We start from the raw sequence: 14,673 nt of genomic DNA on the forward strand, positions 1-14,673 counted from the left end.
CTGCCGGGCAGCCACGCCACACGGGGTAACGGCTGAACGCATCTAAGCCGGAAACCCACCTGGAAAAGAGATACCGCCGAGGTCACTCGTAGAAGACGAGTTCGATAGACTCGGGGTGTGCGCATCGAGGCAACGAGATGTTCAGCCCGCGAGCACTAACTGACCGAAGCCACCAATCATACCGCATTGGATACACGGACCCGTGATACGGGTCCAGGCGGAACCTGGATTGCACGTACATTACGGTCGTCGCCATCGAATCACCGATACTGGCGTCCCGGATATTGTCCGGGCGCGCGGTTCGATTCCGCGGATCGGCGTTAGGGCGGCCATAGCGGCGGGGTTACACCCGTACCCATCCCGAACACGGAAGTTAAGCCCGCCTGCGTTCCGGCGAGTACTGGAGTACGAGAGTCTCTGGGAAACCTGGTTCGCCGCCTCCACTCATCTTCCGGCCATCATCCGGCCGGGCACATTCATCACCCTCGACCAGCCACGGCTGGTCGGGGGTTTGCTATTTTTATACGCGGAGCGACAGCCGTATTCGCAGTGCGGCTAAACCGGGCCAAGCAGCTCGTTCGAGGATGAAGTACGGTTCGGGGTCGACTTCGGCGGTGACGGGACGGGGGATCGGGAGGCCCGGGCCGGGGACGAGTGTGGCTTCAGAGCTGCGCTCGCGGCGGAGAGGGCTACTCCACGCTGTGGTCGAACTCGACGCGGTCGATCGAATCGTATCCCGTCGCTTGACCCGGCGGAGACTCCTCAAACTTTCTGCGGGCCTCTTCTTTACTGTCTGCGGCGACAGGGTGGTGTTTCTCTTCTCCGTTCTTCACGTAATACACTTCGTAGTAGTCGACCATGGCCGTAGAGTCCGGTATCGGTCAGGGGGACAATATAGATTGTGGCAGCTGGAAAATATGACCCTGGTCAGCGTGATAGTACGTGGACGATGTGCCCTCAGACAGCAATCGAATGTCCACGGGGTCTGTTCGTCAGGTCCGATGTCGAACTGAACTCGCCGACAGAGAGCGACTCATTCGAGGCGTTCGGCGTGTTCGTAATCCTCCGGTCGGGCTTCCGGTCGCTCCCCGTCTAGTTCTATTTGCCACTCCTCTAGCGCGCTTGGATCGTTGAGCGCGTTCGTGAGCGTGGTTCTGACGCCGAGAACGTTGACTCCGTAGTAGTCATCCGGGACGCCGTGAAGGTACTGTAACGCCGTCTTGAAGAGGCTACGCATCCCGTCGTCGTTCTCGAAGTCGAAGTGTTTGTACGCGCCGGCGGCGACCTGGACCATCCCGTGGAGGAACTTGCTCTCGACGGTGCCGCGGCCGTAGTTGTACCACTCGTCCTCGAAGCAGTCGTGCGATTCGTGGTACTCGCCGGCGTTGAACAGGGCGACGCCGTGGACGACCGCGCGCCGGAGCGTGCCGTGTTCCCACCCGTTGGACGCGCCGCGGTCGGCCCGCCACCCGGTGGGATCGCCCGACGTGGGCGGCCCGACGCCGTAGTCCCGGGTGTGTTCGTCCATCGGCGGACACTCGGGGCGCCCGGAGTGTAATCCCGTCGGTCCGGGCGACGGTCGTGGAGAGTCGACCGACCGGCGCGCGGCGGAACCCGTGGTCGTTAACCCGCTACCGCTCGACGGGGGAGCCATGGACGCCGCGTTCGAACACGAAGTCCCGGTCCGCTACCGCGACCTCGACACGTACGGGCACGTCAACAACGTCGTCTACGGCACCTACTGCGAGGAAGCGCGGGTGGCCTACGTCGAGGAGGTGCTCGGCCTCGACGAGATCGACGAGTTCACCGCCGTCGTCGCGTCGCTGGAGGTCGACTTCCGGTCGTCGGTGACCGAGCTGACGACGGTCGACGTGGGCGTCTCGGTCGTCCGGATGGGCGAGTCGAGTTTCACGATGGCGTACGAACTCCGCCAGGGGGGCGAACTGGTGGCGGAGGCGGAGACGACACAGGTGTTCGTCGACCCCGAGACCAGGGAGTCGCGGCCGATCCCCGAGGCGTGGCGCGCGCGGGTCCGCGAGTTCGAAGGGCTGGACGAGTGAACGGGGCGCGGCTCAGACGGTATCGTCCGGGTCGTAGCTGTCGGCCATCCGCGTGGCTTCGGCGGCGTAGCGCTCGCGTTCCTCGGGGTCGGTGACGGTCCCGAGGTTGCGCGGAGGCACGTCGACCGCGGCGGTCGTCTCGCGCACGTCGCTTGTGAAGCTCGTCAGCGCGCGCTCCTTGCGGAAGTACCGCCGGCCGTCCGGCGTGGCGTAGACGAGGATGATGATGTTCTGCTCGTCGTCGGAGTAGGTGCGCTCGACGAGCCAGACGCGGACGGCCTCCTCGCTCGCCGTCGAAGCCGTTCCGCTCGTCGGGGACACCGGGTCGTCGGTCATACCGACGGGTAGGCGCCCGAGGCGGATAGGCGTTCGTCGGATTCCGACGGCGTGGGAGTCGACGGGTCAGGTCTCCGTCGGGTCGGGTCGCTCGCCGACGGTGACCTCGACGCGCTGGACCTCGCCGTCGCGGAGGACCGTCAACTCGACGGTGTCGCCCGGCTCGGTCTCCGTGAGGAGGTACGTACCGAGGGCCTCGCCGCTCCCGAGCTGCTGGCCGTCGATGGCGAGGATCACGTCGCCGCCGACGGGGACGGGACGGTCGCCGACGGACTCGACTTCGGTCGCGCCCTGCACGGCGTCGGCCGAGGGGCCGTCCTCCAGGACGGAGACGACCGCGAGACCGGCGGTGCGGTTGAGGTCGTTGGCGTCGGCGACCGCGGGGGTGACGGGCGTCGTCCGGACGCCGAGGAACGGGTAGTCGAACTCGCCGTCGGCGACGAGCTCGGGGACGACCCGCTCGACGACGGACTGGGAGACGGCGAAGCCGATGTTCTCGGCGCCCTGCCGGGCGATGCCGGCCGTGTTGACGCCGACGACCTCGCCCTCGCAGTTCACCAGCGGGCCGCCGGAGTTGCCGGGGCTGATCGGCGCGTCCGTCTGGACGACGTCGGGGATCTCGAACCCGAGTTCGGTCGGCAGCGTCCGGTTCAGGCCGCTGACGATCCCGTGGGTGATGGTCTCTTCGAGGCCGAGCGGGTTGCCCAGCGCCGCGACGCGCTCGCCGCGCTGGGGGGCGTCGGCGATCGAGAGCGCACTCGTCCCCGCGGGCGCGTCGGAGACGTTCACCACCGCGAGGTCGGCGTAGGCGCTGCGGCCGACGACCGACCCCGACCGGAACTCGCCGTCGTCGAACTCGATCTCGACCGCCGCGGCGTCGCCGACGACGTGGGCGTTGGTCACGACGTAGGTGTCGCCGGTCGCGTTCGCGCCGGTCGCGTTCCCGGCGTCGTAGACGAACCCGGAGCCCTGCCCGGAACTCGTCCGGACGGAGACGACCGAGTCGGTGGTCTCGTCGAACAGCGACTGGTAGTCGCAGGCTGGCTGTTCCTGTTGGGTGTCCGCGACGGGTGCCGCCCCGGGGGCGAGCGCCAGCACGCCGCCGACGCTTCCCGCCGCGAGCAGAACCGTCAGGAGTACCGCTGTCGTTGTCCGTTGCATCGTCTCCGCGTTGCCTCGCCCCGCGGAAGTCACCCCGAATCGTTTCGTCGCGTTGGCACGGTCAAATCGCGGTCGGGAACGGAGTTGGGAGCGGTTACTCGCGCGACCGGCGCGGCGGCGTCGATAAGCGGTCGATACCGCCGTCGTCGGTCAGCGGGAGCGTCCGTCGGTCGCAGGACGGCGAGACCGTAGCCTATTCAAGCGGCTCAACCGAACGTCCGCGTGCGTGCGAGGGTAGCCAAGCCAGGAAACGGCGGCGGACTCAAGATCCGCTCCCGTAGGGGTCCAAGGGTTCAAATCCCTTCCCTCGCACTGCAGGACCCACGCGGTCCCTCGCCAGTGCGGAAGGCCCGCGGGGCCGAACGGACGGCCTCGGTGCGAGCGGGGTGCGCGACGCGCGCCCCGCGAGCGGAGCGGTCTTCCCTCGCAAACTTCTCACGGAATCGTCCCCCGAGCGAAAGCTCCGTCCAGAAATCCCGCCGCCGGGGGCAGGTTTATGGGAATCCAGCGCGGAGAATGCGGTATGGCAACGGACGACACGGCGGCCAACCCGCTGGACGTGCCACCGCTGGAACACACCGCCTTCTTCGACATCGACACCAGGGACGGCTACGTCCGCATCGACCAGTCGTGGGGCGACCAGACGCTGTACACGCCGGAGGAAGCCCGCGAGATCGCCGAGTCGATCCTGGAGCGGGCCGACGAGGCCCAGGGGTCGGAGTAGCGACCGCTCGTCACCCGCCGCCCATCCGGTCGGAGAAGTCCCAGGTGTACGCGCGGTCGACGTCGATCCGGATGCGCACCTCCTCGCGCTCGGGTGAGAGCAACTGCCGGGCGAGCTTCGAGTCCGTGTCGCCCAGGTAGCGCTCGACGAGGTCGCGGAGGACGGTCTTGTCCTTGTCGGGGGCGACGGCGGCGGTGCCCGCGCCGCGGACGCCGCGGTAGGGCACGTCGTTGGTCGAGATCTCGAAGGCGATGTCGGCGTTCTCGCGGAGATACCCGACGACCGTGGCGTTCGCGCCGGTGGCGCACTCGACGTGGCCGTCGCGGTAGCGGTACCACAGCGAGAGCATCCAGAGGCCGCCCGCCGGCGTGTGGGTCGCGAGCCGGACCGGGATCGTCTGCTCGTCGAGGAACTGTTCGGTCCGCTCGCGGTCCCAGTCGCCGGTGATCTCGTCCATCGGGGCTCTACCGGACGGTCGGACGGCAGGGGGATAAATGGTCAGACCCGTTCGAGCGCCACGCGGAAGTCGGCGCCGCCGGCGTCGCTCTCGCGGACCTCGACGGCCCCGCCGTAGGACTCGGTGAGCGCGCGGACGAACCCGAGCCCGAACCCGGTCCCCTCGCTGTCGGGCCCCTTGACGCCCATCTCGAAGATGTCGTCGCGGAGGTCGGGGTCGATCCCGCTCCCGTCGTCGGCCATCCCGACGACCAGTCGGTCGGACGCGGGCGCCTCGGCGTAGATGTCGACGGTCACCGCGCCCGCGTTGTGGACCGCGGCGTTGGTGAGGACGTTGGTGAACACGGAGTCGAGCAGGTCGCCGGCGTAGACGCGGTACTCGAACGCCGCGGGGTCGAAGGCGACCGACAGCGACCCGTACTGGTCGGTCGCGTCGCGGACCGTCTCTTCGAGCAGCGGGCGCAGGTCCCGCGGCTCGGGCTCGCGCTGGGATTCGAGCGTCGAGACCAGGTCGCCCACCCGCTCGACGAGGTCGGCGGAGTTGCTCGCGGCGCGTTCGATCCTGGCGACGTACTCGCTGGCCTGTTCGTCTTCGACCATGTCCGCGACGGCGTCGGCGAACCCGGCGATGACCTGCAGGTCGTTGCCGATGTCGTGGCGCAGCAGGCGGTCGTACAGCTCGACCATCTCCTTGCGGGTCTGCAGATCCTGCCGGGCGCGTTCGAGCCGCTCGCGCGAGCGGATGTTGCTGATGGCCGTCGCGGCGTGGGTCGCCAGGATCTCCATCGGCCGGACGACCTCGTCGCCGAACGCCTCGGCCGAGGTTGAGCGGACGACGATGACGCAGATGGTCTCGTCGACGATGCCCTCGGGGACCGCGAGCGTCGCGGTGGTGTCGTCGTCGGCGTCGCGGCCGGCCGCCTCGCCGGTAGCGGTGACGGTCTCGCCGGTCCCGTGGGCCCGCTTCGCCACCTCGCTGGGCGTGCCGCCGGCGGAGACCTCGGGGTTCGTGCTCCCGGCGACGTGGGGGTCGCCGTCGCGGACCTCGACGACGGTCACGTCGCTCAGCTCGAAGAGGATCGTGATCGCCTCCAGCGTCAGCGAGACGACCTCGTCGACGGACTCGCACTGGTTCAGCGCCTGTCCGTACTTGTTGAGGTCGGCGACCTGCCGCGCGAAGTCCTGGCGCTGTTCGAATCCCATGAGGCCCCGAGTGGTTGTCCCACCTTCGGAAACTCCCAGGTAAACCCTTTCCCCGCCGTTATCAGCTGTGAGACGGGGCGGTCGCGGGCCGTCGGCCGTTCGGCACGGCGGACCGTGCGTTCGGCCGGGCCGGCCGTCGGTTCGTCGACGCCATCAGTCGATCCGGTAGCGCAACAGTGCGGCGATGCCGCCGAGGTTGCGCAGTTGCTGGCCGGGGTCGAACTCGCCGGAGAAGACCGTCACTTCGCCGCCCTTCTGCTCGGTGGTCTCGATGAGCTCGTCGACGTCGATCTCCCAGTCGCCCTCCTCGCCGCGCTCGGCGCGCAGGCGCTCGTCGAGGACGAGCAGCTGGTCGATGGCGCCGAACTCGGCGGCCTCGGCGACCTGGTCGGGGCCGTAGGCCACCTCCGAGCCCGTCGCGATGCGCTCGGTCAGCTCGTCGACGAGGTCGGCCTCCGCGGAGATACGGGTCTGGGTCTGGACCTCGTCGACGGCGCCGCGCTTGAGGACCTCGTGGACGCCCCGGTCGCCGACGCCCGTCGTGTCGACCGTCGTGACCTGCGCCGGGAGGTCGAAGGCGTTCTCCTCGATGTAGTCGAGCGCGTCCCGCTTCGTGAACCCCGGCCCGGCGAAGATGACCGCCTCGATGTCCATCCGTTCGAGGATCTCGCCGAGTTCCTCGAACAGTTCCTCGCGGGGTCGGGCGCCGTCGCCCCACGCCGCCTTGCCCGTCGGGCCCGTGATCGACGCCCGCTCCTCGGTCCCGTACTGGGCGACGGTGTGGACGTGGGCTTCCCCCTCCTCGACGGTCGCGATGGCCACGTCCGGGTTCTCCGCGGCCTCGACGGCCTCCTCGAGCCGGTCCTCCTGGTCGGGCTTCCAGACCTTCTCGACCTCCAGCTCCTCGAAGGGCTCGACGTTGAGCGTGTGGTGGAAGTCGAGCTGGTCCTCCCGCGAGCAGTCGACGATGACGCCGCCGACCCGGAGGCGGTTGGCGAACTTGGCGAACTCAACGGTCTCGACTTCGAGTTCGACCCACATGTGCTCGCGCTCGCCGCCGGTGTCGCGCATGTCGTCGTCGTTGCGCTGGATGCGCCGCGTCGTGTCGCCCGAGACGAGGTCGCCCGGCTCGACGACGTAGGTGAGATGCCAGAGGTCGTCCAGGCTCTCCGGGACGAGGGTGACCCGCTCCCGACCCTCCGTCGTCGGGTGGCGGTCGTTGACCTGCATACTCGCATCTCTGCCTCCGGCGGCAAGTGTGCTGTTATTCCGCGCGACGGGAGCGTCCGCGACGGTGGCCGCCCGGAGCGGGGCTGCCCGCTCTGCCATCGGACACCCACCGCGGTCCCCGAATGCCTGCCACGGTCCCCGACCACTCACCACGGCCCCGTTCGGCGCTACGGTTTTCACTCCGCACCCGCTAGTTCGGGCGACAGTGACCCACCCACCTTCCGGGGCCGGCGGCGCGTCGCTCGGCCCGAACGACCCCGTCGAAGCGGCCGACGGCTACTCGCGGACGGTCTACCGGGAGTGTGACCTCTGCGAGACGGTGACCGACCTCACCGAGTCGCACGGCCTGTTCGTCTGTGGCGCCTGCGAGGAGCAACTGCTGCCCTGACCGCCGCGTCGGTCGCGAGCGAGGCCGTCCGCGACTGTGTCGACTGTGTCGACTGTCCCGGCCCTGTTTCCGGGACCTTCTTGCCCTCGGGTCGCGCCCGTTGGAGTATGACCGAGACCATCGACGGCAACGCGGTCGCCGAGGACGTGCGCGACGAGGTGAGCGAGGCGGTCGACGCCCTCGAAGCCGAGGGCGTGACGCCGACGCTGGCGACGGTGCTGATGAGCGACGACCCCGCCAGCGAGACCTACGTCTCGATGAAACAGAGCGACTGCGAGGAGGTCGGCATCGACACCGTCGACGTGGACATCGACTCCGACGCCGACGCCGAGGAGCTGTACGACACAATCGACGAGCTGAACGCCGACGACGACGTGAACGGCATCCTCGTGCAGATGCCGGTGCCAGACCACGTCGACGACCGGCGGGTCCTCCGCAGCATCGACCCCGAGAAGGACGTGGACGGGCTCCACCCGGAGAACATCGGCCGCCTGGTCGCCGGCGACGCCCGCTACAAGCCCTGCACGCCCCACGGCATCCAGCGCCTGCTCGAAGCGGCCGACGTGGAGACCGAGGGCGCGGAGGCCGTCGTCGTCGGCCGCTCGCGGCTGGTCGGCAAGCCGATGGCGAACCTGTTCATCCAGAAGGCGGCGGGCGGCAACGCGACGACGACCGTCTGTCACTCCCGGACGGAGGACCTCGCCGAGCAGACCCGGTCGGCGGACATCCTCGTCGCGGCGGCGGGCGTCCCGGAGATGATCGACGGGTCGATGGTCGGCGAGGGCGCGGTCGTGATCGACGTGGGCATCAACCAGGTCGACGCCGACACCGAGAAGGGCTACGAGCTGGTCGGCGACGTTGACTTCGAGAGCGCGACGGAGAAAGCGTCGGCGATCACCCCGGTCCCGGGCGGCGTCGGCCCGATGACCCGCGCCATGCTGCTGTACAACACCGTCAACGCGGCCGCGCTGCAGTCCGGCGTCGAGCGCGCGCTGTAACGGGTTTCCCGCCCCGTCCTTTCAGAGGTCGACCTCGAACCCGTCGAGCCGCCGCTGGGCCTCGGCGAGGGCGGTCTCGTCGTCGTCGGCCAGCGCGCGGCCGATGGCGCGGACGATGTAGACGAGTTCGCCCGCGCTGCGGGGGGACACGTCGCCGTCGAGCGCCTCGATGCGCTTCTGGTGGTCGCGCAGCGTCGCGAGCAGGGACCCGACGGTCTCGTCGGGGTTGTCGTCGAGGTACCGCCGCAGGTCCGAGCGGTAGGCGTCGACCGCGCGGGCGTAGGCGAGCCCGCGGACCGTCCGCATCGACTCGGGTACCGCGTCGGCGGGCGGGCGCTCGCCAGCGTCGGCCCCGCGGAGCAGTTCGAGGAAGTAGTACCCCTCGTCGTCGGAGAGGCGCATCGCGCGGGCGACCGCCTCGCCGGCGAGCCGGAGCTCGGCCGCCGCGAGGTAGGTGTCGTCGAGCGGGCGCAACTCGCCGCCGCTGACGAACCCCGACCGGCGGAGGTACTCCCGGCAGCGCTCGGCGGCGGCCTCGGCCACGTCCGCCAGCGGCTGGTCGTCGACGAGCCCCCGGATCTCGGTCAGGTCCAACTCGGCGCTGCCGGCGGTGTGCTCGGTGGGGTCGTCGAGCCCGACGCTCCGCATGCTGCCGCAGTCCGGGCAGACGACGCTCCCCGTCTCGTAGTACGACCAGCGGGTCCCGCACTCCTGGCACTCGCGCTCGCCGCGGATCTTCATACGTCGGCCTTGCGGCCGAACGCCTAAAGTCGACGCGGTCGAACGGCCGAAACGGCAGTCGTGTCCCCGCTCGCACCCCGGCCGGAAACACGTTAGCCGACCGTCAGATGGCGATGCGATCCTGGGTCGGTATCTTTAAGTTGTTCCCGGCCGGATGTACAGGTGACGCTTCGCTTGGAGGGCCGAAGCGTCAGCGGGGACCAATTCAGGGCGGCAAGCGGCCGCGTGGGTTTTTCCCCCACACGGCCGCTTTCCATTCCTTTCGTGACCTCGACTCGCGAGCCGAGGCTACGCTCGCTGTACCGGATCGGACACCGGCGCGTGCAGTGTGCGGAGCCGATACCCCGGGGGCGCGCCCGGTAGGTCGCCGTTACCGCCACACAGCGGTCGCTCCGTCGCCGGTCGTCACCGGGACGACCGTGCGTCGACCGGAACCAGCCGTCGAACGGACGGGCGGCGGGCGAGCGACCGCGTCACCTGATCGACAGCGAGTCGTCGGACGCGTCGGCGTCCTCGTCCCACTCGAGTTCGAGTTCCAGGCCGAGCTCGCCGGGGCCGTCGGCCGGTCCCTCGCGCTCGACTTTCACCTCGAACTCGACCTCGCGGGGCACGTCCACCGTGATGGAGTCCGCGCCGGTTTCGAGCGTCAGCGGTTCGCCGGTCTCCAGTCGGTCGGCGACGGTCCGGAGATACGAGGCGGTGTCCGTCCGGGAGAGTCGCCGCTCGTCTTCGAAGAGGACTGTCTCGGGCATACTCCCCGTACGCGCCCACCGGAGATAAGTGTCCGCCCCCGTCGGGGCAGCGCCGCCGTCCGTCGACCGGCGGGACGACGTTTCGAGGGCGATACCTGAAATCCAGCGAATACGAGCGCTACCGCGTATTCGTCAGCGGATTTAGCAATGGGAGAGCGGGTAACGCCGGAGTAATCCGGGCGTTCGCATATCCTGCCCCGCTCATCAGTCGATATATTTATCAATATCCGACAGTAAATTACGAACGGACATTACCGATGTACGACCTGACAGGATTCCAGCGTGACCTGCTGTACGTCATCGCGGGGAAGGAGGAGCCACACGGGCTGGCGATCAAGGAGGAGCTCGAGGAGTACTACGAGAAGGAGATCCACCACGGCCGGCTGTACCCGAACCTGGACACGCTCGTCGACAAGGGGCTCGTCGAGAAGGGCCAGCGCGACCGGCGGACGAACTTCTACAGCCTCACCCGGCGCGGCCGCCGCGAGATTGAGGCCCGCCGCGAGTGGGAAGAGCAGTACGTCGACCTCTAGGGGTCACCGCGTGACGTATCGCCGGACGCGTCCGGTCCGTCGTCGCTCCCGGCGGCTTCCCCGCCGGGTGTAGTGGCTTCGTCGTCCGTCGGGGGGGATCCACCGGCGGCCGCGTCCGCGTCGCGGGTCACGCCGTCCCCGCTTTCGTCCTCCGTCGCCGACCCGTCAGCCGCTGCGCCGTCGCCCTCGTCCGGTCGGTCCCGGCCGAGCAGGGCGGGGACGACCACTCCGCCGAAGTGCGTGAGGAAGACGAGGATCATCGGCCCGAGGAACAGGCCGTACCAGCCAAAGAGTAGCGGGCCGAGGATGTACGCGAACATCACGCTCCCGGTGTGCAGCGACCCGCCGGTGACGTACGGCCGGACCATGAGGTCCGGGATGACGTCGACGACGACGAACGAGACCGCGACGAAGGCGCCGACGAACACCCAGCCCGTCCCCTCGGTGAACGCGGTCGCGGCGAGGTAGATCGAGACGGGCACGTAGACGAGTTTCATCCCCACGACCGGGATCAGGCTGGCGATACCGGTCAGCAGGCCGACCAGGGCGGCGTACGGGACGGCGACCTCGGGGGGCGCGAAGACGTTGAGGACGCTGTAGGTGATCGCACCGACCGTCGCCGTGACGACGGCGTTGAGGATGTTGCCGGCGAAGATGAGTTCGAGGCTGTCGTCGACCTCGCGGGCGAACTCCTCGAAGACGGTCGGGCCGTCGTCGTCGAAGTCGGCCACCCAGGCGGCGAGCCGGTGGTCGTCGCGCAGCAGGTAGAAGGCGACGGCGAAGATGACGAACAGGTGGAGGAGCCCGGTCCCGAGAAAGCCCAGGTAGCTGGTCCCGCGGGAGAGCAACGGGCCGACCAGGTCCATCCCGCCGGCGCCCTCGAAGACGCCGCGGGGGTTCTCGACCGCCTGCGTGACGTTCAGGTAGGGGTCGGCGACCGCGATGTACTCGCCCAGGTCGGTCGTCCCGGCGAACTCCTGGAGCTCCTGGACGCCGATGGCCGTGGCGTACAGCAACAGTAGCACCGCCGGGAGCGCGAGCGTGACCAGCGCGAGCGCGGCCGAGACGGACCGCTGGCCCACCCGGTCGCGGATCTCCCCGTGGACCCGCCGCGTCGAGTAGTAGATGAACAGCGCGAACACGAAGGTACCGACGAACGAGTACAGCACCCACAGCAGGGCGAGCCCGAGCACTATCCCCACCGCCGCCCAGCCGATTCGCCCCCAGTCGGGGTCGAACTCGAACTCGACCATCGTCCGCGCAGTGGGTCGGATCGGGCATAAAACGGCCAGTCCGGTCACGGACCCGGCCGGGGTAACGCCCCGCTATTTATACGTGAGAACGGCATACGTCGGGCAGTGTTCGGAGTCGCGCAGTTGTCGTCGGTCCCGCTGGACCAGGAGGTGCTCCAGATCACGCTGGCGGGCGTGCTGGGCCTGTTCCTCGGGCTGGAGCGGGAGTGGTCGCACAAGTCCGCCGGCGTGCGGACGTTCTCGCTGATCAGTATGCTCGGCGCGGCGTTCACCGTGCTGGGCTCGACGCCGCTGGTAGTCGTCGGCGGCGCGCTCGTCATCGTCCAGGGGACGCTGCTGGCGGTCAGGGGGTTGCTTGCCGACGAGGCGGAAGACGAGGGGCTGTCGCTGACCACGTCGATGTCGATGCTGGTCGCCTACGCCGTGGGGACGCTCGTCGCCAGCGCCTACACCATCGAGGCGGTGACGGTGACGGTCTTCTCCGCACTCCTCCTCGTGCTCAAGCGGGAACTGCACAGCTTCGCCTGGGGGATGACCCGCACCGAACTCCGGTCGGCCGCGGAGTTCGCCATCCTCGCGTTCGTCGTCTACCCGCTGTTGCCCGCCCGGAGCTACGAGGTCGGCGCCGCCGACCTGATGGTCGAGGTCGAACCCCGGGTCATCTGGCTGATGGTCGTCACCGTCGCGGCCATCGGCATCGTCAACTACGCCATCGTCCAGACCTACGGGAGCCGCGGCATCGCCGTCACCGGCTTCTTCGGCGGACTGGCCTCCTCGACGGCGGTGGTCGGCGCGATGCTCGACCACGTCGAACAGCGCCCCGCGGTGAGCTCCTACGCCGTCGCGGCCATCCTGCTGGCCGACGCGGCCATGGCCGCCCGCAACCTCGTCATCGCGCTCGTCTTTACCTTCGAGACGGGGCTGCTCCTCGGGGCCGTGGTCCCGCTCGGCGCGGTGATACTCGGGAGTATCGCCATCGCGGGCTACACCGCCGACTGGACGGAGAACCTGGAGATGGACCTGGAGAGCCCCTTCTCGCTGCGGAACGTCCTGAGCTTCGGCGGCCTGTTCCTGGTCGTCATCGTCGCCGGCGGGCTGGCCGCCGCCGAGTTCGGCCGGCTGGGCTTCTACGTGACCGCCGCGCTGACGGGGCTGGTCTCCAGCGCCGGGGCGACCACCTCGGCGGTGATCCTCTACCGCGGCGGCGGCCTCTCCGGCGAGGCGGCCGTCTTCGCCATCCTCCTCGCGACGGCCTCCAGCATCGTCGTCAAGGCCGGGCTGACCTTCGCCGGCCCCGACCGGGAGTTCGCCGTCAAGACCGCGACGGTCAGCACGGTCCTGCTGGTCGCCGCCGGCGCCGTCACGGTCGGCGCGACGCTGTGAGGGGCTGGTCGACGCCCGGGACCACCGCGACCGGCGGCCGACCGGCGAGCGCCCGTCAGATCACTTAACTTGCGACTGTGCCTCACTGCCGGCATGGACAGGGACACGGCGGAGCCCGCGGTGTCGTCGATCCCCGGCGAGCGCGCCCGGGAGTGGGTCGAGTTCCACCACGAGACGGCCGCCCCGAGCACCTACGTCTACGAGTTCGTCTGGGACTACACCGAACCGGCGGAGGGACCGTTCTGCACCGACGTCGACGGCAACGTCCTCATGGACTTCACCAGCCACGTCGCCGCCTCCCCGCTGGGGTACAACAACCCCAAACTGATGGAGCGCATGGAGGGGTTCGATCTGGTAGACCCCATGAAGATCGCCGGCCAGGACTTCTACGTCGCCAGCGGCGAACTGGGCGACCACCCGTTCCCGACGCCCGCGGACCTGATGGACCGGCTGACCGACCGGAGCGCGCAGTATGGAATGGACACCGTCTTCCTCTCGAACTCCGGCGCCGAGGCCGTCGAGAACGCCATCAAGATCAGCTACGACCACACCGGCGCCGACTACGGGATCACCTTCCGCGGCGGCTTCCACGGCCGGACGCTCGGCGCGCTCTCGCTCAACCGCTCGAAGTCCGTCTACCGCCGCGAGTTCCCGGAGATCTCGAAGGTCCACGACGTGCCGTTCTGCGACGACCGCACCTGCGGCCCCGACTCCTGCTCCTGTGGCTTCTTCACCGGCGAGGGCTCGCAGTTGCGGAAACTGCTCGACCCGAAGCGCGGCGCCGTCCACCCCGACGACGTGGCCTACCTGATCGTGGAGCCTATCCAGGGCGAGGGCGGCTACCGCTTCCCGAGCGACGCGTTCGCCCGGGAGATCGCCGACCTGTGCGAGGAGCACGACCTGACGCTCGTCGCCGACGAGATCCAGTCCGGCGTCGGCCGCACCGGCGAGTTCTGGGCGTCGGACCACTACCCGTTCGACCCCGACGTGATCGCGAGCGCGAAGGGGCTGCGCGTCGGCGCGACGATCTCCCGCGAGGAGGTGTTCCCCGAGCAAACCAGTCGACTCTCCTCGACGTGGGGCGCCGGCGACATCGTCTCGGCGCTGCAGGGCGCGCTCACGCTCGACGTGATCGACGACTACGACCTGATGGACAACGCCGTCGTCCGCGGCCGGGGGTTCCTCGAATCGATGCGCGACGCCGACCTCGGCCCCGTCGTCGACGTGCGCGGGAAGGGGCTGATGCTCGCCGTCGAGTTCGACACGAAGGAACGGCGCGACGACGTGCAGGCCGCGGCGATGGAGCGGGGGTTGCTGACGCTCGGCTGCGGCCACAAGACGCTGCGCGTGCTCCCGCCGCTGGACGTGACCGAGCGGGAGATCGACCTCGGCGTCGACCTGCTGACCGCCGCCGTCGGTGACGTGGCCTGACCGCCAGATCGGGGACGCGGCCCG

Annotated in this window: 17 protein-coding genes, 1 tRNA gene and 2 rRNA genes; 10 read left to right on the plus strand and 10 right to left on the minus strand. The window is 69.2% G+C overall.

Annotated features, from left to right (window positions below):
* Window positions 1-179, plus strand: a 23S ribosomal RNA gene (locus tag E3328_RS00005); the annotation flags it as partial.
* Window positions 180-321: 142 nt separating this feature from the next.
* A 5S ribosomal RNA gene (gene rrf, locus E3328_RS00010) occupies window positions 322-443 on the plus strand.
* A 246-nt stretch (window positions 444-689) separates the two neighbouring features.
* Here rrf and E3328_RS21630 read toward each other — a convergent pair.
* Window positions 690-860 carry a hypothetical protein gene (locus tag E3328_RS21630; RefSeq protein WP_167837256.1) on the minus strand — a complete coding sequence of 57 codons (171 nt, stop codon included), beginning with the start codon at window positions 858-860 and terminating at the stop codon, window positions 690-692.
* 173 nt (window positions 861-1,033) lie between these two features.
* Window positions 1,034-1,528 carry a DUF309 domain-containing protein gene (locus E3328_RS00015; RefSeq protein ID WP_135362589.1) on the minus strand — a complete coding sequence of 165 codons (495 nt, stop codon included), beginning with the start codon at window positions 1,526-1,528 and terminating at the stop codon, window positions 1,034-1,036.
* A gap of 124 nt (window positions 1,529-1,652) precedes the next feature.
* On the opposite strand from E3328_RS00015, the gene E3328_RS00020 reads away from it, so the two are divergent.
* Window positions 1,653-2,060 (plus strand): acyl-CoA thioesterase, encoded by a 408-nt coding sequence (locus tag E3328_RS00020; protein ID WP_135362590.1) that lies wholly within the window; start codon window positions 1,653-1,655, stop codon window positions 2,058-2,060.
* A 12-nt stretch (window positions 2,061-2,072) separates the two neighbouring features.
* Here the strand turns inward: E3328_RS00020 and E3328_RS00025 are convergent, their stop codons facing one another.
* On the minus strand, window positions 2,073-2,396 hold the full coding sequence (locus E3328_RS00025) for a DUF7967 family protein (protein ID WP_135362591.1): 324 nt from the start codon (window positions 2,394-2,396) through the stop codon (window positions 2,073-2,075).
* Window positions 2,397-2,462: 66 nt separating this feature from the next.
* On the minus strand, window positions 2,463-3,557 hold the full coding sequence (locus E3328_RS00030; protein ID WP_167837257.1) for a S1C family serine protease: 1,095 nt from the start codon (window positions 3,555-3,557) through the stop codon (window positions 2,463-2,465).
* A gap of 228 nt (window positions 3,558-3,785) precedes the next feature.
* On the opposite strand from E3328_RS00030, the gene E3328_RS00035 reads away from it, so the two are divergent.
* Together E3328_RS00035 and E3328_RS00040 are read left to right on the plus strand one after the other, a co-directional pair.
* Window positions 3,786-3,869: transfer RNA gene (locus E3328_RS00035), tRNA-Leu, on the plus strand.
* Window positions 3,870-4,080: 211 nt separating this feature from the next.
* Window positions 4,081-4,281 carry a hypothetical protein gene (locus E3328_RS00040; RefSeq protein ID WP_135362592.1) on the plus strand — a complete coding sequence of 67 codons (201 nt, stop codon included), beginning with the start codon at window positions 4,081-4,083 and terminating at the stop codon, window positions 4,279-4,281.
* A 10-nt stretch (window positions 4,282-4,291) separates the two neighbouring features.
* On the opposite strand, the gene E3328_RS00045 is transcribed toward E3328_RS00040, so the two are convergent.
* The 3 genes from E3328_RS00045 to E3328_RS00055 form a co-directional block, all read right to left on the minus strand.
* Window positions 4,292-4,738, minus strand: a complete 447-nt coding sequence (locus tag E3328_RS00045) for a pyridoxamine 5'-phosphate oxidase family protein (RefSeq protein ID WP_135362593.1) — start codon at window positions 4,736-4,738, stop codon at window positions 4,292-4,294.
* A 41-nt stretch (window positions 4,739-4,779) separates the two neighbouring features.
* Window positions 4,780-5,940, minus strand: a complete 1,161-nt coding sequence (locus tag E3328_RS00050; protein ID WP_135362594.1) for a sensor histidine kinase — start codon at window positions 5,938-5,940, stop codon at window positions 4,780-4,782.
* 153 nt (window positions 5,941-6,093) lie between these two features.
* Complete coding sequence (locus E3328_RS00055) at window positions 6,094-7,170, minus strand: mRNA surveillance protein pelota (RefSeq protein ID WP_135362595.1); 1,077 nt, start codon at window positions 7,168-7,170, stop codon at window positions 6,094-6,096.
* A 205-nt stretch (window positions 7,171-7,375) separates the two neighbouring features.
* On the opposite strand from E3328_RS00055, the gene E3328_RS00060 reads away from it, so the two are divergent.
* Together E3328_RS00060 and E3328_RS00065 are read left to right on the plus strand one after the other, a co-directional pair.
* The gene (locus E3328_RS00060) at window positions 7,376-7,558 is read left to right on the plus strand and encodes a hypothetical protein (RefSeq protein WP_135362596.1); all 183 of its coding nucleotides are present in this window, start codon (window positions 7,376-7,378) and stop codon (window positions 7,556-7,558) included.
* A gap of 107 nt (window positions 7,559-7,665) precedes the next feature.
* On the plus strand, window positions 7,666-8,556 hold the full coding sequence (locus E3328_RS00065) for a tetrahydrofolate dehydrogenase/cyclohydrolase catalytic domain-containing protein (protein WP_135362597.1): 891 nt from the start codon (window positions 7,666-7,668) through the stop codon (window positions 8,554-8,556).
* Between the two features lie 21 nt (window positions 8,557-8,577).
* Here the strand turns inward: E3328_RS00065 and E3328_RS00070 are convergent, their stop codons facing one another.
* On the minus strand, window positions 8,578-9,297 hold the full coding sequence (locus E3328_RS00070) for a DUF7117 family protein (RefSeq protein WP_135362598.1): 720 nt from the start codon (window positions 9,295-9,297) through the stop codon (window positions 8,578-8,580).
* A 473-nt stretch (window positions 9,298-9,770) separates the two neighbouring features.
* Window positions 9,771-10,049, minus strand: coding sequence for an amphi-Trp domain-containing protein (locus tag E3328_RS00075; protein WP_135362599.1), 279 nt, complete (start codon window positions 10,047-10,049; stop codon window positions 9,771-9,773).
* Between the two features lie 257 nt (window positions 10,050-10,306).
* On the opposite strand from E3328_RS00075, the gene E3328_RS00080 reads away from it, so the two are divergent.
* Window positions 10,307-10,582: a PadR family transcriptional regulator gene (locus E3328_RS00080; protein WP_123539147.1), complete on the plus strand. Its 276-nt coding sequence runs from the start codon at window positions 10,307-10,309 to the stop codon at window positions 10,580-10,582.
* Here E3328_RS00080 and E3328_RS00085 read toward each other — a convergent pair.
* Complete coding sequence (locus E3328_RS00085; RefSeq protein ID WP_135362600.1) at window positions 10,579-11,835, minus strand: AI-2E family transporter; 1,257 nt, start codon at window positions 11,833-11,835, stop codon at window positions 10,579-10,581. The genes E3328_RS00080 and E3328_RS00085 overlap by 4 nt on opposite strands.
* 105 nt (window positions 11,836-11,940) lie before the next feature.
* On the opposite strand from E3328_RS00085, the gene E3328_RS00090 reads away from it, so the two are divergent.
* Together E3328_RS00090 and E3328_RS00095 are read left to right on the plus strand one after the other, a co-directional pair.
* On the plus strand, window positions 11,941-13,218 hold the full coding sequence (locus E3328_RS00090) for an MgtC/SapB family protein (protein WP_135362601.1): 1,278 nt from the start codon (window positions 11,941-11,943) through the stop codon (window positions 13,216-13,218).
* Between the two features lie 93 nt (window positions 13,219-13,311).
* Window positions 13,312-14,649 carry a class-III pyridoxal-phosphate-dependent aminotransferase gene (locus E3328_RS00095; protein ID WP_135362602.1) on the plus strand — a complete coding sequence of 446 codons (1,338 nt, stop codon included), beginning with the start codon at window positions 13,312-13,314 and terminating at the stop codon, window positions 14,647-14,649.
* The last annotated feature ends 24 nt before the right edge of the window (window positions 14,650-14,673 follow it).

This window comes from Halosimplex halophilum, from assembly GCF_004698125.1.
Lineage (GTDB): Archaea > Halobacteriota > Halobacteria > Halobacteriales > Haloarculaceae > Halosimplex > Halosimplex halophilum.